The organism is Rhodanobacter ginsengisoli (assembly GCF_042657065.1).
Classification (GTDB): Bacteria; Pseudomonadota; Gammaproteobacteria; order Xanthomonadales; family Rhodanobacteraceae; genus Rhodanobacter; species Rhodanobacter ginsengisoli.
The window spans coordinates 1,778,164-1,796,321 of record NZ_JBHSNF010000001.1 but is presented as its reverse complement, the minus strand read 5'-3'; the positions used below and the strand labels follow the sequence as shown (position 1 = coordinate 1,796,321).

The following is an 18,158-nucleotide window of genomic DNA, read 5'->3' as shown; positions in this document are numbered from 1 at the left end:
GTCCCTCTCTACCCAGGGCATGAAAAAACCGGACGAAAGTCCGGTTTTTTTTTACCCTATCGCGACCGCCATGGCCGCTGCGATCAGTTGCCTACATGATGGTTCGGCGTATCGATGAGGCCGTGGACCGTCATCAGGTGGGCCAGGCCGAGCACGTGGTCCACGTGCAGCTTCTCCATCAACCGCTGTTTGTAGGTGGAAACGGTTTTCGGACTCAGGTTGAGCTGCTCACCGATGATCGTCAGCGGCTTGCCGCGTACCAGCATCATCGCCACCTCCAGTTCGCGACTGGACAGCACATCGAATGGAGAGGCGCTACCGTCCAGCGTGGCCAGCGCGAGCTGTTGCGCTACCGCGGGCGCCAGATAACGCCGACCGCCGGCCACCTGGCGTACGGCAGACACCAGCTCGTCGGCACTGCAACCCTTGGTCAGGTAACCAAGCGCACCGGCATCGAGCAGACGCTTGGGAAAGCGTGCGTCATCGACGACCGTCACGATGACGATATGCGTGGACAGTTTCGACCGGCACACGCGTTCGGTGAGCTCGATGCCGCTCATGCCCGGCATGTGCACGTCGACCAGAGCGATGTCGGGCGTGAGGGTCCGGATCAGGCGCAGGCCTTCCTCGGCGCTGCCGGCCTCGCCACTGACGGTGATATCCGACTGCTGTTGCAAGATCATCCGAAAGCCGGTCCGAACCAGCTCATGATCGTCCACCAGGACAACATTGATCACGTGACGCCCTCCTTGGTTGGGCTGCATGAAATTAGGCTGCATGACGCCCCATTGCAAGCAATTCGACGCTGGTGTGCGCAACACCGCATGCTTCGTTGCAGCAAGTTGCAGCCCGCAACTTGCCGGACGCTTCAAACGTATATCCAGGCGTCGCCGGGAATCGTCATCCCGCTGGAAAATTCACGCGACCAGAGCCTCGTTCGCACGCTCGTCCCCAACGCCCGTATAGCATGCAAGCACGATCGCGAAATGCATGCCCGGCATTTCCACGCAGGTCGGTCGCTGCAGCCGCAGGTACTCGTCGCGCGCCACGTCCCGGGCCAGCCTGATCGCCTGCACCAGCGACAGATCGCTGAACAGGGTCACTCCACAACGACGGATACTCCATTCGCCGGAGATATCCCGGTCGCCGGCAAGCGATGGCCTGAGTGAAATCGTCACCATGGCAGTTTCCCCACCCGCAATGAAGGCTGTAGCGTAGCGAAGTGTGGTCCCCCCACCTCCTCGCCGGCATCAGTAGCAGGCAAGATGTCACGTCGTCGACTTTCGATATGTCGGCTGGCGCCTACAAGCGCTGTGCGGGATTCACCGCCCACGACCGGCGCCATCCTTCTTTGCCGCCGGTGTCGTCACAAGGTCACCCGCCCGCATTCCTGCACAAGATACAGCCAGAAATACCCGACGCCCCCCGGTTTTGAGTAGCACGGCAGTTTGGAGTCCAATCCCCCATCCGAAGGAGATTGGACGTGAAGAAGCGCTTTTCCGAAGAGCAGATCATCGGCTTCCTGCGCGAGGCGGAAGCCGGTATGCCGGTGAAGGAGCTGTGCCGCAAGCACGGCTTCAGCGAGGCCTCGTACTACCTGTGGCGCAGCAAGTTCGGCGACATGAGCGTGCCGGACGCCAAGCGCCTGAAGGAGCTGGAGACGGAGAACGGTCGGCTGAAGAAGCTGCTGGCCGAGCAGATGCTTGAGAACGAGGTCATCAAGGACGCTCTGCGAAAAAAGTGGTGAGCGCACCGGCTCGACGCGAGCTGGTGCGACAGATGGTCGACAAGGGATTGAGCGAGCGGCGCTCGCTGGCCATTGCCGGCATGAGCGCCCGCGCGTATCGCTATGCGCCGCGCCCGGATCACAACGGGGAGCTGCGGCAACGGATCCTGGCCCTGGCGCAACGGCACAAGCGCTACGGCGTGGGGATGCTCCATCTGAAGCTGCGGCAGGCGTGGCTGTTGGTGAACTACAAACGCGTGGAACGGCTGTATCAGGAAGCGAAGCTGCAGGTGCGGCGGCGCAAACGGAAGAAAGTGCCTGTCGGTGAGAGGCAGCCACTCGCCCGGCCAAAGGCCGCCAACGAGGTTTGGTCGATGGACTTCGTGTTCGATCGCACGGCCGAAGGTCGCGTCCTCAAGTGCCTGACGGTCGTCGATGACGCCACGCACGAGGCGGTCGTCATCGAGGTCGAGCGAGCGATCTCCGGCCAGGGTGTGACGCGGGTGATGGATCGCCTGGCACTCAGTCGCGGCCTTCCGCGGGTGATTCGCAGCGACAACGGCAAAGAGTTCTGCGGCAAGGCGATGGTCACTTGGGCGCACGAGCGTGGTGTGCAACTGCGTCTGATCGAACCAGGCAAGCCGAACCAGAACGCCTGCATCGAATCGTTCAACGGCCGCCTGCGCGACGAATGCCTCAACGAGCACGGGTGCTACAGTTTGCTGCATGCACGCGCCGAGATCGAAAGCTGGCGACGGGAGTACAACGAGGAACGACCAAAGAAGGCGCTAGGTGGACTGACACCCGCCTCCTACGCCAAGCTGCTTCACGAGAAGCAGTAAAGTAGCCCCGGACTCTAAATCGTCCCGCTGCTGAAAGCGTGGACGTCGGAGAGGCACAAGTAAGAACGGAAATTTAACATGACTGGTTTTGTAGGTGTATACGCAAAAACAGAGGCATATGTCATTCCGGAGCATCACAAATCGGAAATGCGGAAAGTGTTGTCCCGCACAAAGTCTGACAATGTGGATTTGTTCGATAGTCCAAAATTTTGCCTGGCAAGCTATGACATAGGGGCATATGAATCACCCAGCTTGCTTCTGTCAGAAGATGGCTCTGTAACAAAAATCGCTGGCCGCGCATATGTAAACGAAAATACTGACAGTGGAAGATTACATGATTCCCGCGCTCTAACAGAAGCATTGCGATGCAACGATCAAAAGGCGCTAATTTCTGCCAGAGGCAGTTTCTGCGGAATCGTCTACTTCAAACCTCAACATCGCGCCTATCTCTTCACTGATATGATGGGCGTGCGGCCTATTTATTTAGCTGATTGCGGACCCTATCTTGCATTCTCGACTTCGTTCCGGGCTCTTACAACGTTGTCATTCGTTTATAACCACGTTGATGAAATAGGTGCAATGCAGCAAGGGCGCATGGGGTATTCAACGGGTGCGAGAACTTCAATCTCCAATGTAAGCGTCACTGTCAGTGGCGAACTGATTTCTCTAGATGGATCTAAGGTCAGCCGTTCCAGGTACTATAAAATAGAAGATACTGCTGAATCCATGGCAACAGAGTCTGAACTTGCTGATGTTTTTTATCGTAGCTTCATTAATTCTGTCAAGTTGAGATGTGAGACTGAAAATCGCCATCGATCTTTGCTGAGCGGCGGTCTGGATTCCAGGTTGATCGTATCCGCACTTCGAATAATAGGCGTAGAAGTAGATACATTTTGCATGGCCTCTACAGGACAACAGGATTATTTATTCTCAAAGCTTTTCGCTGATGTTGTCGGTTCAACGCATAGGTTTATTTATGAAAAAGATGGATTCCGTCATCAAGCAAACAGACTGAAGCAGTACACCAGCTACCAAAAGTCACTTGGGAACCATAGCGATGCTCATCTATTATGGTCCGGTGACGGCGGAAGTGTAGGCCTGGGATTCGTCTATCTTGACCAGGACCTAGATAATATACAGACAGAAGACTCACTCCAAGCGGCCCTCCACGAGCTAGCAGAAATAAAAGGAAACGGATTATCAAGTAAGCTCATGAACAAATCGCTTTACGAAGATTTTCGAGTAAAATATGTCGATGAAATGTTTCAAGCAATGATGATCAGTCCGAATGAATCTGTGGACAGGAATCTTCGCTTTTACTACCTTCTTAACGATCAGAGATGCCATCTTCACCAAAGCATTGAGGATATCGATCTACACAGAGTCGAATTCGTCCTACCCTTCTTTGACGCCGAACTTATAAAAGTCATGGCGTCTATTCCTTATCACATGGGACGCCAGCATCGCTTCTATACAACTGTCATGGGTAATTTTCCTGCTTCCGTCAGCACTATTCCTTGGCAAGCCTATCCTAACCACGACCCTTGTCCACTACCGATTCCGGATGATCTAATCCGTCAATGGGACGAAGCAGATGATGTTACGAGAGCATCAACACGTTCGCGTGCTGCGGAGATTATTATCAGAGCACTTGGCCCACATTTTCCAGCACTATATTCAAGACCACGTATTCTGATGCTCGCGCTTTTTGAATGCATGGGACTTTCACATCGAAGCTATGCGTTTGGACCATTTCTGACGTTGGCGCGTGCCATCGACTTGGAAACGAAGTAAGCATGAGCGATCGTATATACGTATATAGATGTTTATAACAAGCATGGGTCCTGCCCCGTTTTTATTTGCTGCCAGACGTATCCAGCGACCTACCGCTGATCTGCACCAGCGATATGCTCAGCACCGGAGTTGGCGCTTCAACATCCCGCCTTGCGAGGGATCGGAACAACCTTCGCGCCATTGCGCACAGTCGGCCCACGCTTGCATCATTCGGGTGCGCTCCTCCAGGTACTGCGCCGCATGCGTGTATGCCTCACGGACCTTGTTAGTTTCCGCGTGCTCCAGCTGACGCTCGATCGGGTCGGACTTCCAGCCCATCTCATGCAAGCCGGTCGCAGCCATGCTGCGGAACCCGTGGCCGGTCATCTCCTCGCTAGAGTATCCAAGCCGTCGCAGTGCCGCGTTGATGGTGTTTTCGCTCATGGGCCGGCTGGCTGTACGCAAACCGGGGAACACAAAGCACTCCCCACCTGTTAGCGGGCGCGGCTCGCGCATGATCGTCACGGCTTGATGGCTTGGCCTTGCGGATGACAACGTCTGACAGGGGCATTTGGGGGGTAACACTTGCTGGCCGGCAGCCGTTTTGCTGTCCGCACCCCCAACTGCACCCCCACCAATAGGGGGTATTCCACCGCACGGGACTGGGCAACCCTGCACACTACAGACACAAAAAAACCCGCAACACGCGGGTTTCGTTGTGTTTTTTGGACTCTATCGGACGTCCTCAAACGGTGTAATGGTGCCAAGAGGAGACCCGGAACAAGCCATAAGTAATTGAATTTGCGTAATACAAAGCGAGGAAAGTCTCGCTTCATACACAACTTCATACATAAACGATCACGCTTGCTCGCTTCAGAACAGCTCCACCGCAATCGACCGCCGTCGACTAAGCAGCCTCAGGCAGCGATGCTAGTCCCTGTTTGGGCATCGAACCAGCGCGCGCTTGCGCTCTTTCGTTGATCCACTGTTCCACCTCGGCACGCAGCCAACCGACTGCGGCAGCGCCGAGCTTGAACTGCTGGGGAAACGTGCCTGCTTTCATCATGCGATACACGCTGGGGCGAGACAGGCCGATGGCGTTGAGCACCTCGGGCAAGCGAATAATGGCAGGCAGCATATGTGAGTCCTCATTCATTGGATTCATTCCTTCACGCGCACGGAGCGGCCAACGCTTCAACCGCTCGCGCATGTCTGTGGTGGGGTGGGGATGACGGGGGTACGGGGGGTCTGCGCGGATCGTCAGATCGTCATATGCCCCTGCGGAAATTTGCGGTGAAACATTCGGCCCTCCTCGGCCGCCTCTGGGGCACGGCGCAGGGCGCTCGCGTGGGTCGGTTCATGCTGGGCTGACTTCTGCGGGTGCAGCCAGTCCACAGCCATCCATGCGCAGCCCTTCTTCACCAGAAGGTTCTCCGGCAGAAGGTTCAAGTGGTCACCATCGGCGTATCTCACGACCTGCCCTTTACCAGCTTGGACGACCAAGCGAGCAATGGTGACGGAGCGCGGCCTGCCCCTCGGGTTGTACGTGCGTGCCTGCACGTACCAGCGAATTCGGTCAGTACATGTATATGCCCAGCATGGTGAATATCCGGCAGCCAGCACACGCTCCAGGTCTTCGACGAGTATCTTGGCGCGTTGATTCGTGCCCGACAGTGCGACGTGGGCGATGGGACGGCCGTCGTGGTCGATGGTGAAGATGGTTGCGGCTCGTTGTTTCTGCTTATTCATGCGTCTGTTCCTTTCAATGGGGAATAGCCGCCCGTCACCGTCTGCGGGGCAGGCAGTGAAAGGGACTGGATGAGTGGTGGGTGTGTAGGTGCCGGGTGTCTGCTACAGACAGGCAGCGGGTGTCCTTCGGAGTCCTTGCCGCTGCCGTGGCCGGTGCCGGCTGTGTCTACATGGATGGGGTCATTTCAGACAACTGGTGCCCGTCTGAAGCCGTTTCGATGCTGTCTGCTACAGACAGTCGACCATCAGTAATCCGGGTTTGGGTCGGGGTCGGCTATGTCGGCAAGGAAGGCCAGCGTGTCGGCATTGCACGCCGCAAGCTTCGCTTCATTCGCCAGTATTTCCAGTGCCAGCGCCGCCTCTGTGGTGGTGAGCTTTTCCAAGACTGCGCCGATCTTCTTTGCGGCCTTCTCGGCTGCGTGTCGCGTCAGCTGTTCCATGGACATCTTCTCCTTCATGTCATACCAGCCGCCGCCACCTTCGCGGACGTAGCGCCAACGGGGGAACCCGGTACCGGGGTCAAGTGCTTCAGTGTTCCATCCTTTCAAGTTCACCTTCGGCAGCTTGCGGAGCATGGTGCGCACTGTGTCTTTGCCGATGCCGAATCGACCCGCGACAGTCCGGAAGGATTCACATGTGGGCAGACCTTTGGCCCCTCTGTGTGTCACTGCGGCCAGGTATTGCCATGCTGCATCAAGCCGCTGTTCTTTGTGCATCTCCAGCGCCCTCTCTGCGCAGTTGACCAGCTTGGAGACCAGCACGGCCTCCGTCTGCGCCATGGGCAGGACGCGAGCCGGTATGGTTTCCCGTTGTGCAAGCCGGTATGCCTTCAGTCGGTGGTGCCCGTCGACCACGTAAGTGACGCCGCCGACATCGGCCACCAGCACAGGCTCCAGTTCGATGTTGCGGGCTGCCTCCAGCGCAAGACGCATGGTGCCGGTGTGCTCCTCGCTGCGTCTCTCAACCTTCGTCTGTTCTCTGAAGGGCACCATGCGGGCCTCTCGGGGCTGTAATGCTTCGTCGGTCTTGAGTGCCTTCAGTGGCAGGTGTTGGACCTCGGCAGCCTGAAGCCGCTGAAGTGCCCGCTCAACGTCCATCGCCCAGCGCCTTCACCTCCGGGTGCGTGTGAATCAGGTACTTCAGAACCTCGGCGTTCCCTGTGTCCCTGCGAAGGAAGCTCTCCAGCCTCCGCTGAAACCCCTTCAGGCGGTCGAAGGTGGGCACGTCAAAGGCAATCGTGCGGATGTTCAGCGGCTCGCTCAGTGCGATGGCTGCGGCGAGCGCTACGGGGTCTAAGTCGATCATGCGATGTCTCTCTGGTCGATGGTGGTGGGTTCGCCCGAATGACGGGCACGGCAAGGCGCCCAAGGTGCCCTCTGCGGCTCCTCGGGTTTCCTGTGGGGTGGTGAAGGCTGACGGGGTCTCCTCCGTGATGATGACCACTAAATTCTGCGGTCCTGCCGGTCGGCGGTTTCCCTTCTTGTGGATGACTACTTAATTGCGCCCGGTCGAAGGAGACAGGCCCCTTCCTCTCAGATGACGACTAAATGAGATGGCCTGAGCGCAGCCGGGGCGGCTCCTTTCGGATGACTGCTTAATCTCATCCGGTCTCGTCGGCGCACGCGGCGTTCCTTCTGGTGATGATGACGACTTAATTATTCCGGCCCGCTTGGCCTACTCGGCGCCGTCCGGCAGAAGCCTCCGGCGATGTCGTATCCTTCCAGCAGCTAACGAGGGAATGTCATGCCGCTGAGTTGGAACGAGATCAAGGACCGTGCGCTGACGTTCTCGCGCGAATGGATCAACGAAAGCTCTGAAGACGCCGAAGCCAAGAGCTTCTGGGATGGGTTCTTCAACGTGTTCGGTCTGCCGCGTCGCCGCGTCGCCACCTTCGAGCGCAAGGTGAAGAAGATCGACGGCCGGGATGGCTACATCGACCTGCTGTGGAAGGGCGTGCTGCTGGTCGAACACAAGTCACGCGGCAAGAACCTTGATCGCGCCCACCAGCAAGCCAGAGACTACTTCCACGGCCTCACCGATGCCGAGCTGCCGAAGTACCTGCTGGTCTCCGACTTCGCCCGGTTCCGCCTGTACGACCTCGAAACCAGCGAGGAGCCGATTGAGTTCCCGTTGAAAGACCTGCACAAGCATGTGCGGCGCTTCGGCTTCATCGCAGGCTATCAGGCGCACTCGTTCAAGGAAGAAGACCCGGTCAACGTGCAGGCCGCCGAGCGCATGGGCAAGCTGCACGACGCGCTCAAGGCGGCCGGCTACGACGGTCACGCGCTGGAGGTGCTGCTGGTGCGGCTGCTGTTCTGCCTGTTCGCAGATGACACGGGCATCTTCCCGCCGCACACGTTCCACGAGCTGCTGGCGCAGCGCACGTCAGACGACGGCGCCAACCTCGGCCCATGGCTGGCCCAGCTGTTCCAGACGCTGAATACCGACATTGACCGGCGCCAGAAGACGCTGGACGTTCAGCTGACCGAATTCCCATATGTCAACGGCAAGCTGTTTGCCGAACCGCTGCCGCTGGCCGCATTCGACGCGAAGATGCGCGGCCTGCTGTTGGATGCCTCGCTGCTGGACTGGAGCCGCATATCCCCGGCTATCTTCGGCTCCATGTTCCAGTCGGTCATGGATGCCAAGGCCCGGCGCAACCTCGGCGCGCACTACACCAGCGAAAAGAACATCCTCAAGCTGATCGGCCCGCTGTTCCTTGACGACCTGAAAGCCGAGCTGGCGCGCATTGGTCACACCGAAGGCAAGCTCAAGGCGTTCCACAGCAAGCTCGCCGGCCTGCGGTTTCTCGACCCGGCCTGCGGCTGCGGCAACTTCCTCGTCATCGCGTACCGGGAGCTGCGCCTGCTGGAGCTTGAGGTGCTGCGGCGCCTGCATCCCGAAGGCGCCTCCTCGCGCTCCCTGTGGGTTACCGAAGAAGTCCAGGTGGACGTGGATCAGTTCTACGGCATCGAGATTGAGGAGTTTCCCGCGCAGATCGCCCAGGTCGCCATGTGGCTCATGGATCACCAGATGAACATGCAGGTCAGCGAGGCGTTCGGCAACTACTTCGCCCGCCTGCCACTGAAGAAGTCGCCGACCGTGGTCAATGGGAATGCGCTGCGGATCGACTGGAACGACGTGGTGCCGAAGGATCGGCTGAATTACATCCTCGGCAATCCGCCGTTCATCGGGCACCACTTGCAGACAGCTGAGCAGAAGGCCGACATGCTGGCATCTATCGGCGACGCCAAAGCCGTTGGTGTGCTCGACTTCGTTACTGCGTGGTACGCCAAGGCAGCCGACATGATCTCCGGCACAGCCATTGCTGTGGCCTTTGTTTCCACCAACTCAATCACCCAAGGCGAGCAGGTCGGCATCCTCTGGCGTGCGCTCACCAAGCATCGACAGCTGAATATCAACTTCGCACACCGGACGTTCCGCTGGAGCAATGAAGCGCGCGGCAAGGCGGCTGTGTACTGCGTCATCATCGGCTTCGCGGAGCAGCCGAGCGCCACCCGAACAATCTATGAATACGAGAGCGTGGGCGGCGATCCTCACCCGATGACCGTGGGCTTCATCAATGCCTATCTTGTCGATGCTCCTTGGGTGCTACTCGAAAACCGCAGCCGCAATCCCTTCGGCAAGCCGGAGATGATGTACGGCAGCAAGCCGACGGACGATGGCAATTTTCTGCTTACCGATGATGAAAAGGTGGCCTTTCTTCTTGCGGAGCCGGGTGCCGCGCAGTTCATCAAACCGTTCATCAGCGCACACGAGTATCTACACGGCGAAAAGCGATGGGTGCTGTGGCTGGTTGATGCCGAACCTTCGGCAATTCGCGCACTGCCGAAAGTCCAGGAGCGCGTGCAGGCGGTCGCGGCCTTTCGTCGGGCAAGCAAGGCTGCATCAACCCGAGACTATGCCTATCCCACGCTGTTTCGTCAGGTGACGCAGCCAGCCACAAGCTATGTTCTGATCCCCGGCCACACGTCCGAAAACCGGGCATTCATTCCGTTCGGCTTCTTCGACAAAGACGCCATCGTCGGGAACAGTTGCTTTGCCTTGCCCGCAGCGAGCTTGAGCGACTTCGGCGTTATCCAGTCCCGGATGCACATGGCGTGGGTGCGCTATACCTGCGGCCGACTCGAAAGCCGTTATCGTTACTCAAAAGACATCGTCTACAACAACTTCCCGTGGCCCGACTCGCCCGACGACAAACACCGCGAAACTATCGAAGCCGCAGCACAAGCCGTGCTCGACGCGCGTGCCGCCTTCCCGAACAGCACACTGGCCGACCTGTACGACCCGGTCACCATGCCGCCCGCACTGGTCAAGGCACATCAGTCGCTGGATCGCGCCGTCGATGCCGCCTACGTGGCCGCCGAGAAGCTGGCCGGCCGCAAGCCCCCCAAGCTCGGGACCGATGCCGAGCGCGTGGCGTTCCTGTTCGAGCGCTACCAGCAGTTGACCTCGCTGCTACCTGCAGCCAAGCCGAAGCGTGCCGTGCGCAAGCGGGCTGCGCGGGCGTAGCGTTCGATATATCGCCCGTGCGAGCGATGGTTCCATTTACGCAATTACCAACATATTGGGTTGACTCGCACATGAGTGCACTATATTTTGGGATCGAGCGCACAAAAAACCACTTGCCGGCTGGAACCGAACAAGTGGTTGGTGCTCTCAAAACCCACGGCGCGAAGTGCGCGCAGGTTCCAAGTGGACTCACCGCTGACGATATCTGCACGTGCAACGAAGTGTCAATAAAATGCGTGCTTGCCGAGCTTGGCCGCCGTGGAATCTCAATCCTGTTTGGAGATATTCCAATGAGTAAGACAGAGTTGTTCGTGGAGCGTCGCCCGCAAGGTGACTATGCGGTTCGGCGCCCGAATTCTGAGCGGGCAAGTGACGTACTGCCCACCCAGCGTCAGGCGATCGAGCGCGCCAGGGAACTGGGGGCCGAAAAGCCTCTGGTCGAACGTGTGAGGCATACGAATGTGGGCAAGCCAGATCAATGGCGTAAGCCCTGACGCACAAGCTGCCTGACTGCAAGTAAATGGCCCGGTGTTCTGAAGAGCACCGGGCTTTATCTTTGTCTCAGGAAAACGACAGATCAGGACGGACGCAGGGCAAACATGTGGCCCTGACGCTCTCAAGCCTTGCGCTTGAACTCGACCACATTGCCGCCCTTCACCTTGTCCAGATAGTCAGCCCACGCCTGCATCACCTCGCGGCGCTGCTCCTTGAACTTCACCCGAGCATACGCCGCCTGCACTTCGTCCTTCGGCGCATGTGCCAGTTGCGCCTCCAGTACGTCGACGTCGATGCCCAACCGCTCGCGGCCCAGCGTGCGCAGTGAGGCCCTGAATCCGTGCGTGGTGTGCTCGCCCTGAAACCCCATGCCCCGCAAAGCGCCGCTGAGAGAGTCGCGCGAGACGTGAGGTGAGTTCTGGCGCGCCTGCGGCGGAAACACATACTCACCTTCACCGCTGCGCAGATGCATTTCCCGCAAGACCTCCAACGCCTGCGTCGGCAGCGAGGTGCTGAAGTCCTGCCCGGTCTTCATGCGGTTGCTGCCATCGGGGTTCTTGCCGGGGATATTCCAGTACCCGGCCCCCAGGTCAATCTCCGACCACCGCGCACTGGCAACCACGCCGGATCGCATCACGGTCAGCGCCGCCAAGGTCAGGGCCGCGCGCACCACGCGGTTCTCGTGGGCATCAATGCCGCGCATGACGGCCCCCAGCTTGTTTTCGTCATCGGTCACGGCTGGCATGTGGCCACTGCGGATGGTCGGCAGAATCCTTGCCAACCGCAGCGCGCTCTCGTCTGACCGCAGACCCTCGTGGATCGCATGCTCAACGATGCTGCCCACATGCTGCCGCGCCTTCCGGGCCAGTTGCGGCACAGTTGCGGCCATTTCGACCAGTATCGGCCGCACGTCTTTGGTCTCCAGCGTGCGCATATCCGCGTCACCCAGCTTCGGGATCAGGTACGAATCCACCACCAGTCGCGCCTTGCGATACGTCTCGGCGGCCCAGCCGATCCGCTTCTCGGCCAACCAGCGGCCCGAAACGGCCCGGAAGGTAGCCCGCTCGGCTTCCGCCAACGCCAGCGCCTCGGCTTCCTGTTCGGCGTCGCCGACTACTGCCTCAAGCTGGCGGGCCTTTCTGGTGCCGGCCGTGGCAATGCCCTGCTTCGCGTCCCGCTGAATTTCCAAAGCGCGCACGCGAGCATCCGCAAGGGTGAGTGCGGGATAGTGGCCGATGGTCGCAGGGGTGTGCGTGGACTTGCCGGGAAGGCGGTAGCGCACCACCCACGTCTTCAGGCCCGCCGCACTCACCATCAGGAACAGGCCATTGCCATCGGGAAGGGTGTACGGCTTGGCCTTCGGCTTGGCTTTGGCGATCTGCAACTCAGTCAGGGGCTTGGCAAGACGGGGCATGGCTTGAGACCTTCTTGTGTATGAATTTGCGTATGTATGGTTGAAACATACACAAGTTCATACGTAAAAGTCCAAGCTACCCTGAGATGGTTTGAGACCTCAAGAAACAAAAAACCCCGCAGCTATGCGGGGTTTCGTGTGTTTCAGAGACTTGAGGAGACTCCCTGAAACGTCCATTGGTGCCCAAGAGGGGACTCGAACCCCTACGACTTGCGTCGCTACCACCTCAAGGTAGTGCGTCTACCAGTTCCGCCACCTGGGCAGGTGTGTTGCTTCAGTGCTTCTTTGTCGGCTCTGTGGCTGCCGGAACCTCGCCCTGACCCGGGGTCGGAACGGAGGTGGATGCCGGAGCCTCGTTGCCCTTCGTGACTGCAGGTACAGCGGACGGGACTTCCGAACCGGCCGGCACCGTGGGAGTCACGTTTGCGGCCGCGGGCTTCTCCGCCACACCGGCCATGACACCCAGGTCACCGGCGCTGGTTTGCGGTGCGCCATGGGCATGCAGATAGATACCCATGCCCAGGCTGAGCAGGAAGAACAGCGCAGCAAGGACGCCGGTGGCGCGGGTAAGAAAGGTGGACGATCCGCGCGCGCCGAAAACCGTGGCCGACGCACCGCCGCCGAAACCGGAGCCCGCATCGGCACCTGCCCCGTTCTGCAGCAGGATCAGCACGATCATCGCCGCAGCGATCAGGATGTAAAACACGCTGAAAATGACGAACATAGATTTTCTATTGAGCCTGTAGCGCCGCGGCGCAGATTCCAAGGAAGTCGGATGCGGCCAGGGAAGCACCGCCGATCAGTCCACCGTCCACGTCCGCTTGCGCGAACAATTCCGCGGCATTTGCCGCTTTGACACTACCGCCGTAAAGCAGTCGGGTCAGACGGGCAATTGTAACATCTTCCTTTTCCAGTTGGCTACGAATGAAGGCATGCACCTGTTGCACCTGTTCCGGCGTGGCGGTGCGTCCGGTACCGATCGCCCAGACCGGCTCATAGGCAATCACCGCAGTGTCGAAACTGGCGATGCCGTTGTGTCCCAGCACGGCCTGCAGCTGGCGGGTGATCACCAGCTCGGTCTGACCGGCCTCGCGCTGCTCCAGTGTCTCTCCCACGCAAAGGATCGGGGTGAGACCTCCGGCCAGCGCCGCGGCGAACTTGCGCGCCACCAGGTCGTCGCTTTCGCCGTGGTACTGGCGCCGCTCGGAATGCCCCGCCAGTACCCAGCTGGCACCGACATCCGCCAGCATCGCGGCGGATACCTCACCGGTATAGGCGCCCTGCCCGCCATGTTCGCTGACGTCCTGCGCACCGATCGCCAGTCCGGTATCGGCGTGCTGCCGGGCCAGCTCGGCCAGATAGGGGAACGGCGGAAACACGGCGACGTCGATCGCGGCCGGCTTGTCCGCAACGATGTCGTTGACCAGCGCTGTGGCCATCGAACGGCTGCCATGCATTTTCCAGTTGCCGGCGACAAGTTTCTTGCGCATGGTCTGCTTCCGCTGCGATCCAAACCGCAAGCTTAGCGAGGGGTCGGGGTATCGGCAAACCCGACTTCCACCGGCCCACTGGCGCGAACCCGTCGCCACGGTCAAGAATGACGGTCCGCCCGCTGGAACCGCCCGATGACACTGCAACGCCCGCTCAGCCTGATCACTGGCGCCTCGTCGGGCATCGGTGCCGAATTTGCCCGGCAACTCGCTGCACGGGGTCACGATCTGGTGCTGACCGCGCGTCGCACCGATCGCCTGGAAACCCTGGCCGGCGAGCTGCGCGAGCAACACGGCAGCCAGGTCAGCGTGCTGCCGCATGACCTCGCCGATCCGTCCGCGCCGAAGTGGTTGCATGACACGCTGGAACAGCGCGGCCTGCAGGTCGACTGGCTGATCAACAACGCCGGCTATGGCGTCCCCGGCACGTTCGAGGCCAACGACTGGTCGGTCCACGCCGACTTTCTGCAGGTGTTGCTGACTGCACCGACCGAACTGGCGTGGCGGCTGCTGCCCGGCATGCGCCGGCGCGGCCATGGCCGCGTCGTCAATGTCGCCTCGCTGGCCGGACACGTCCCGGCACCGGCCGGACATACCCTGTACGCGGCCAGCAAGGCCTACCTGATCAAGTTCTCGCAGGCGCTGGCACTGGAGAACCAGCCGCACGGCGTGAACGTGTGTGCGTTGTGCCCGGGCTTCACCTGGTCGGAATTCCACGATGTCACACGTACCCGCGACAAGATGGACAAGCTGCCCGGCTTCATGTGGCTGAGTGCCAGGGAAGTGGTGCGCCAGGGTATCGTCGCGGTCGAACGCGGCGATGCCGTGCATATTCCCGGCCGGGTCAATCGCTTCATCAAGACCTTCGTGCAACTGCTGCCGGACCGGCTGGCGCTTTGGCTCTCCGCGCGGGAATCGAAACGCTACCGGAATACCGGGATCTAGCCGCGCGCCGCAGCCCGCGGACTTGCGCGCGGGGTTCGGCTACCGTGGGTCGCAACCTCGCCATCGGCTACTGTGCACATGTCCCTGTTTCCGACCCAGATGCGTCCACTGCCTTACCACAAGCCCCGGCAGGGCCGCGATTACTGGGTCGTCGACGACGTGCTGCCGAATGCGGACGAAGTGCGCGCCCGCTGCCTGGCCAAGACCGACTGGGAACGGGGCTACCCGTATACCGGCGAAGTGTGGCCCGGCATGCGCGCCATGCCTGCCCTGCTCGATGATGAGCTGGCCACGCTGGACGCCAGGGTGTGCCAGCTGACCGGCGCGAAGAAGGTCTGGGTCGAACAGACCGAGGCCGGCACCCGTCTCAACCACAATTGCGTGCAGGTGGTCGGCTCGGTCGAGGGCGCGGTCAAGCCGCACACCGACTCCTCGAATCTGTGCCGCTACGCGGGCGTGCTCTATCTCAATCCCGCGGTTCCCGAGCAATGCGGCACCAGCTTCTATCGTCAGCGCATGCCCGGCGGTCAGCTTGGCGGCAACATCGTGCTGCCGCCGCATCGCAACCTGGCCGAGGCGCTGGGTAACCGTTTCGTGCAACCCAATGCCTTCGTCGAGGATGTGCGGGTGGCGCACCGCGTCAACCGGCTGCTGGTCTACAAGGCCAACCTGATCCACAGCGCCAGCGCGTACTGGGGACTGGAGACGGCGACCAAGCGCATGACCGCCGTGTTTTTCTGGATGGCCTGAGCAGATCAGGCGATCAGCTTGATCTCGCGCAGCCGCTGCAGCAGGTATTCGTGCGAGCTGATCGAGGTGTCGTAGCGCCGCGGATTGTCCGGCGTGATGCATGAATCGAGCGGATCGAGCAACACGTCCGGATTCGGATGCAGGAAGAACGGTACCGAGTAGCGCGGCTTGCGCGCATTCTCGTTCTGCGGGTTGACCACCCGGTGCGAGGTGGACGGATACACGTGGTTGCTCAGCCGCTGCAGCATGTCGCCGATGTTCACCACGATGGCATCGCCCTCGGTGGTGATCGGCAGCCACTCGCCGTGGCTCAACACTTCCAGCCCCTCGGCGCTGGCCCCGACCAGCAGGGTGATGAAGTTGATGTCCTCGTGCGCGCCGGCACGCACGTTCGGGATGTTGTCCAGGGTGCCGCCCTCGTCAATGATGGGCGGGTAGTGGATCGGGCGCAGGATCGAATTGCCGACGTCGGTCTTGTCCTCGAAGAAGTTCTCCGGCTGGTGGATGTGCAGGGCCAGTGCACGCAGTACCTGCGTGCCGAGCTGATCCAGCGCCTCGTACAGGCCGTAACCGTACTGCCGGAACTCCGGCACCTCGGCAGGCCACAGGTTCGGCGGCATCACGTCGGCGAACCTGGAGTCGCGCGGAATCTCGCGGCCGATATGCCAGAACTCCTTCAGGTCCGCGTACTGGCTGTCCTTGGCGGTCTCGACCTTGAACGGCGTGTAGCCGCGCGCACCGCCGCTGCCGGCGACGTGGTACTTCATCTTGGTTTCGGTCGGCAGCGCGAAGAAACGCTGGAACACATCGTAGGAACCGTCGATCAGTTCGCGCGGAATGCCGTGCCCGCTGATGCAGCAGAAACCGAATTCGCGGTACGCCGCGCCCAGCTCGGCGACGAAGGCCGCGCGGTCGGTGTCGTAACGACGGATGTCGAGGGTTGGAACGTTCTTCATGGCAAGTCCACAGGTTGGCGTGCGGTCGATTTCATCCCACCACCGCAGGGGCGGGGCACGTCGGGCCAATCCATGGCGACCTGGGCAAGCTTCAGCGCTGCGGCAGGCTCACGACAGTGAGGCCGCCGATTTTACGGCCTCGGCCAGCCCGCTGGCCAACTGCTGTACCTCGGCGGCATCGGCCGCCTCCACGGTCACGCGTACCACCGGCTCGGTGCCCGAGGCGCGCAGGAACACCCGGCCCCGCCCATCCAGCACACGCTGCGCCTTGGCCAGCGCATCGCATACAAGCGTGCTGTCGAGCACGTCGCGGGCGTCCTCGACGCGCACGTTGAGCATCACCTGCGGAAGCTTCTGCAGGCCCTGCCGGGCCTGCGCGAGATCCTGCCCCGAGGCGGCCAGCGCCTCCAGCACCGCCAGTGCGGCGACGATGCCGTCACCGGTCGTGGCACGGTCCAGGCACAGGATGTGACCGGAGGTCTCCCCGCCCAGGATGCCGCCATGCTGCTTGAGCTGCTGCAGCACGTAGCGGTCACCCACGTTGGCGCGGATCAGCGGTATGCCGAGCGCCGCCAGTGCCTGCTCCAGGCCATAGTTGCTCATCAACGTGCCGACCACCGGCCCCTTCAGCCTGCCGTCGGCATGCATCCGGCGCGCCAGCACGTAAAGAATGTCGTCGCCGTCGGCCAGCACGCCGTTGCGGTCGACCAGTTGCACGCGGTCGCCGTCGCCGTCGAACGCGATGCCGAGGTCGGCGCGATGTTCCAGCACCGCGCGCTGCAGCGCTGCCGGGTGGGTGGAGCCGACGTCGCGATTGATGTTGAATCCGTCCGGCTGGTCGCCGATCGCGAACACTTGCGCACCCAGCTCGGCGAACACCTTCGGCGCCACCTGGTAGGTCGCGCCGTTGGCGCAGTCCAGCACCAGCTTCAGGCCCAGCAGACTGAAATCGCCGGCCACGGTGGACTTGCAGAACTCGGCGTAGCGCGCCACGGCGTCGTCGACGCGACGCGCCTTGCCCAGTTGCTCCGACGGCACGGTCACGAAGGGTGCATCGACCTCACGCTCGATCGCCTGCTCGATCTCGTCGGACAGCTTCTCGCCGCTGGCGGAGAAGAACTTGATGCCGTTGTCGTAATGCGGGTTGTGCGAAGCGCTGATCACGATGCCGGCCTCGGCTCTCAGCGAACGGGTGAGGAACGCCACCGCCGGGGTCGGCATCGGGCCCATCATGCGCACGTCGACACCGGCCGCGACCAGGCCGGCTTCCAGCGCCGACTCGAACATGTAGCCGGACACCCGGGTGTCCTTGCCGATCAGCACCCCGCGCCGACCGGTGCCCTGCTTGGCCAGCACGGCGCCCAGCGCCCGCCCCAGCCGCAGCATGAATTCGGCATTGATCGGCCATTGGCCGACCGGGCCGCGGATACCGTCGGTGCCGAAATACTTGCGTTGATTCATGGTCGTTCCTCGTCAGACCGCCGC

At 61.0% G+C, this 18,158-nt stretch carries 18 protein-coding genes and 1 tRNA gene; 6 read left to right on the top strand and 13 right to left on the bottom strand.

Features of this window, described 5'->3' with window-relative positions; genetic code table 11:
• Window positions 1–83: 83 nt before the first annotated feature.
• Together ACFPPA_RS08275 and ACFPPA_RS08270 are read right to left on the bottom strand one after the other, a co-directional pair.
• Window positions 84–737, bottom strand: a complete 654-nt coding sequence (locus ACFPPA_RS08275) for a response regulator (protein ID WP_377319465.1) — start codon at window positions 735–737, stop codon at window positions 84–86.
• Window positions 738–917: 180 nt separating this feature from the next.
• Window positions 918–1,181 (bottom strand): hypothetical protein, encoded by a 264-nt coding sequence (locus tag ACFPPA_RS08270; RefSeq protein WP_377319109.1) that lies wholly within the window; start codon window positions 1,179–1,181, stop codon window positions 918–920.
• Between the two features lie 302 nt (window positions 1,182–1,483).
• Here ACFPPA_RS08270 and ACFPPA_RS08265 point away from each other — a divergent pair.
• Both ACFPPA_RS08265 and ACFPPA_RS08260 read left to right on the top strand, forming a co-directional pair.
• Window positions 1,484–2,568, top strand: a protein-coding gene (locus ACFPPA_RS08265) for an IS3 family transposase (protein WP_465269298.1) whose coding sequence is annotated in 2 segments (ribosomal slippage) — window positions 1,484–1,742 and window positions 1,742–2,568 — 1,086 coding nt in all. Because the reading frame shifts where the segments join, the coding sequence is not laid out codon by codon here.
• Window positions 2,569–2,646: 78 nt separating this feature from the next.
• A complete protein-coding gene (locus ACFPPA_RS08260) occupies window positions 2,647–4,362 on the top strand; it encodes an asparagine synthase-related protein (RefSeq protein WP_377319107.1) in 1,716 nt (571 codons plus the stop codon).
• Window positions 4,363–4,479: 117 nt separating this feature from the next.
• On the opposite strand, the gene ACFPPA_RS08255 is transcribed toward ACFPPA_RS08260, so the two are convergent.
• The 5 genes from ACFPPA_RS08255 to ACFPPA_RS08235 form a co-directional block, all read right to left on the bottom strand.
• A complete protein-coding gene (locus ACFPPA_RS08255) occupies window positions 4,480–4,785 on the bottom strand; it encodes a tyrosine-type recombinase/integrase (protein ID WP_377319105.1) in 306 nt (101 codons plus the stop codon).
• A 463-nt stretch (window positions 4,786–5,248) separates the two neighbouring features.
• A complete protein-coding gene (locus ACFPPA_RS08250; protein WP_377319103.1) occupies window positions 5,249–5,497 on the bottom strand; it encodes a helix-turn-helix transcriptional regulator in 249 nt (82 codons plus the stop codon).
• Between the two features lie 104 nt (window positions 5,498–5,601).
• A complete protein-coding gene (locus tag ACFPPA_RS08245; protein WP_377319101.1) occupies window positions 5,602–6,090 on the bottom strand; it encodes a hypothetical protein in 489 nt (162 codons plus the stop codon).
• 245 nt (window positions 6,091–6,335) lie between these two features.
• Window positions 6,336–7,187: a ParB/RepB/Spo0J family partition protein gene (locus tag ACFPPA_RS08240; RefSeq protein WP_377319099.1), complete on the bottom strand. Its 852-nt coding sequence runs from the start codon at window positions 7,185–7,187 to the stop codon at window positions 6,336–6,338.
• Window positions 7,177–7,395 carry a hypothetical protein gene (locus tag ACFPPA_RS08235; protein ID WP_377319097.1) on the bottom strand — a complete coding sequence of 73 codons (219 nt, stop codon included), beginning with the start codon at window positions 7,393–7,395 and terminating at the stop codon, window positions 7,177–7,179. The genes ACFPPA_RS08240 and ACFPPA_RS08235 overlap by 11 nt, the downstream gene beginning before the upstream one ends.
• A gap of 438 nt (window positions 7,396–7,833) precedes the next feature.
• On the opposite strand from ACFPPA_RS08235, the gene ACFPPA_RS08230 reads away from it, so the two are divergent.
• Window positions 7,834–10,623 carry a class I SAM-dependent DNA methyltransferase gene (locus tag ACFPPA_RS08230; RefSeq protein ID WP_377319095.1) on the top strand — a complete coding sequence of 930 codons (2,790 nt, stop codon included), beginning with the start codon at window positions 7,834–7,836 and terminating at the stop codon, window positions 10,621–10,623.
• A gap of 71 nt (window positions 10,624–10,694) precedes the next feature.
• Window positions 10,695–11,117 (top strand): DUF2188 domain-containing protein, encoded by a 423-nt coding sequence (locus ACFPPA_RS08225; protein ID WP_377319093.1) that lies wholly within the window; start codon window positions 10,695–10,697, stop codon window positions 11,115–11,117.
• Between the two features lie 122 nt (window positions 11,118–11,239).
• Here ACFPPA_RS08225 and ACFPPA_RS08220 read toward each other — a convergent pair whose 3' ends face one another.
• The 4 genes from ACFPPA_RS08220 to tpiA form a co-directional block, all read right to left on the bottom strand.
• A complete protein-coding gene (locus ACFPPA_RS08220) occupies window positions 11,240–12,532 on the bottom strand; it encodes a tyrosine-type recombinase/integrase (RefSeq protein ID WP_377319091.1) in 1,293 nt (430 codons plus the stop codon).
• A 177-nt stretch (window positions 12,533–12,709) separates the two neighbouring features.
• A tRNA-Leu gene (locus ACFPPA_RS08215) sits at window positions 12,710–12,794 on the bottom strand.
• Window positions 12,795–12,806: 12 nt separating this feature from the next.
• Window positions 12,807–13,256 carry a preprotein translocase subunit SecG gene (gene secG, locus ACFPPA_RS08210; protein ID WP_377319089.1) on the bottom strand — a complete coding sequence of 150 codons (450 nt, stop codon included), beginning with the start codon at window positions 13,254–13,256 and terminating at the stop codon, window positions 12,807–12,809.
• Between the two features lie 7 nt (window positions 13,257–13,263).
• On the bottom strand, window positions 13,264–14,022 hold the full coding sequence (gene tpiA / locus ACFPPA_RS08205; protein WP_377319087.1) for a triose-phosphate isomerase: 759 nt from the start codon (window positions 14,020–14,022) through the stop codon (window positions 13,264–13,266).
• Between the two features lie 135 nt (window positions 14,023–14,157).
• Between tpiA and ACFPPA_RS08200 the strand changes: the two genes are divergently transcribed.
• Window positions 14,158–14,967 (top strand): SDR family NAD(P)-dependent oxidoreductase, encoded by an 810-nt coding sequence (locus ACFPPA_RS08200; RefSeq protein WP_377319085.1) that lies wholly within the window; start codon window positions 14,158–14,160, stop codon window positions 14,965–14,967.
• 78 nt (window positions 14,968–15,045) lie between these two features.
• Window positions 15,046–15,717 (top strand): DUF6445 family protein, encoded by a 672-nt coding sequence (locus tag ACFPPA_RS08195; RefSeq protein ID WP_377319083.1) that lies wholly within the window; start codon window positions 15,046–15,048, stop codon window positions 15,715–15,717.
• Window positions 15,718–15,722: 5 nt separating this feature from the next.
• Here the strand turns inward: ACFPPA_RS08195 and ACFPPA_RS08190 are convergent, their stop codons facing one another.
• Window positions 15,723–16,673 carry an isopenicillin N synthase family dioxygenase gene (locus tag ACFPPA_RS08190; RefSeq protein WP_377319081.1) on the bottom strand — a complete coding sequence of 317 codons (951 nt, stop codon included), beginning with the start codon at window positions 16,671–16,673 and terminating at the stop codon, window positions 15,723–15,725.
• A 108-nt stretch (window positions 16,674–16,781) separates the two neighbouring features.
• The gene (gene glmM, locus ACFPPA_RS08185; protein WP_377319079.1) at window positions 16,782–18,134 is read right to left on the bottom strand and encodes a phosphoglucosamine mutase; all 1,353 of its coding nucleotides are present in this window, start codon (window positions 18,132–18,134) and stop codon (window positions 16,782–16,784) included.
• Window positions 18,135–18,158: the final 24 nt, after the last annotated feature.

Excerpts from the sequence above, each read along its gene's own strand:
- ACFPPA_RS08270 (WP_377319109.1), bottom strand. The coding sequence starts at position 1,181 with ATGGTGACGATTTCACTCAGGCCATCGCTTGCCGGCGACCGGGATATC.
- ACFPPA_RS08260 (WP_377319107.1), top strand. The coding sequence starts at position 2,647 with ATGACTGGTTTTGTAGGTGTATACGCAAAAACAGAGGCATATGTCATT.
- ACFPPA_RS08255 (WP_377319105.1), bottom strand. The coding sequence starts at position 4,785 with ATGAGCGAAAACACCATCAACGCGGCACTGCGACGGCTTGGATACTCT.
- ACFPPA_RS08250 (WP_377319103.1), bottom strand. The coding sequence starts at position 5,497 with ATGAATGAGGACTCACATATGCTGCCTGCCATTATTCGCTTGCCCGAG.
- ACFPPA_RS08245 (WP_377319101.1), bottom strand. The coding sequence starts at position 6,090 with ATGAATAAGCAGAAACAACGAGCCGCAACCATCTTCACCATCGACCAC.
- ACFPPA_RS08240 (WP_377319099.1), bottom strand. The coding sequence starts at position 7,187 with ATGGACGTTGAGCGGGCACTTCAGCGGCTTCAGGCTGCCGAGGTCCAA.
- ACFPPA_RS08235 (WP_377319097.1), bottom strand. The coding sequence starts at position 7,395 with ATGATCGACTTAGACCCCGTAGCGCTCGCCGCAGCCATCGCACTGAGC.
- ACFPPA_RS08230 (WP_377319095.1), top strand. The coding sequence starts at position 7,834 with ATGCCGCTGAGTTGGAACGAGATCAAGGACCGTGCGCTGACGTTCTCG.
- ACFPPA_RS08225 (WP_377319093.1), top strand. The coding sequence starts at position 10,695 with ATGAGTGCACTATATTTTGGGATCGAGCGCACAAAAAACCACTTGCCG.
- ACFPPA_RS08220 (WP_377319091.1), bottom strand. The coding sequence starts at position 12,532 with ATGCCCCGTCTTGCCAAGCCCCTGACTGAGTTGCAGATCGCCAAAGCC.
- secG (WP_377319089.1), bottom strand. The coding sequence starts at position 13,256 with ATGTTCGTCATTTTCAGCGTGTTTTACATCCTGATCGCTGCGGCGATG.
- tpiA (WP_377319087.1), bottom strand. The coding sequence starts at position 14,022 with ATGCGCAAGAAACTTGTCGCCGGCAACTGGAAAATGCATGGCAGCCGT.
- ACFPPA_RS08200 (WP_377319085.1), top strand. The coding sequence starts at position 14,158 with ATGACACTGCAACGCCCGCTCAGCCTGATCACTGGCGCCTCGTCGGGC.
- ACFPPA_RS08195 (WP_377319083.1), top strand. The coding sequence starts at position 15,046 with ATGTCCCTGTTTCCGACCCAGATGCGTCCACTGCCTTACCACAAGCCC.
- ACFPPA_RS08190 (WP_377319081.1), bottom strand. The coding sequence starts at position 16,673 with ATGAAGAACGTTCCAACCCTCGACATCCGTCGTTACGACACCGACCGC.
- glmM (WP_377319079.1), bottom strand. The coding sequence starts at position 18,134 with ATGAATCAACGCAAGTATTTCGGCACCGACGGTATCCGCGGCCCGGTC.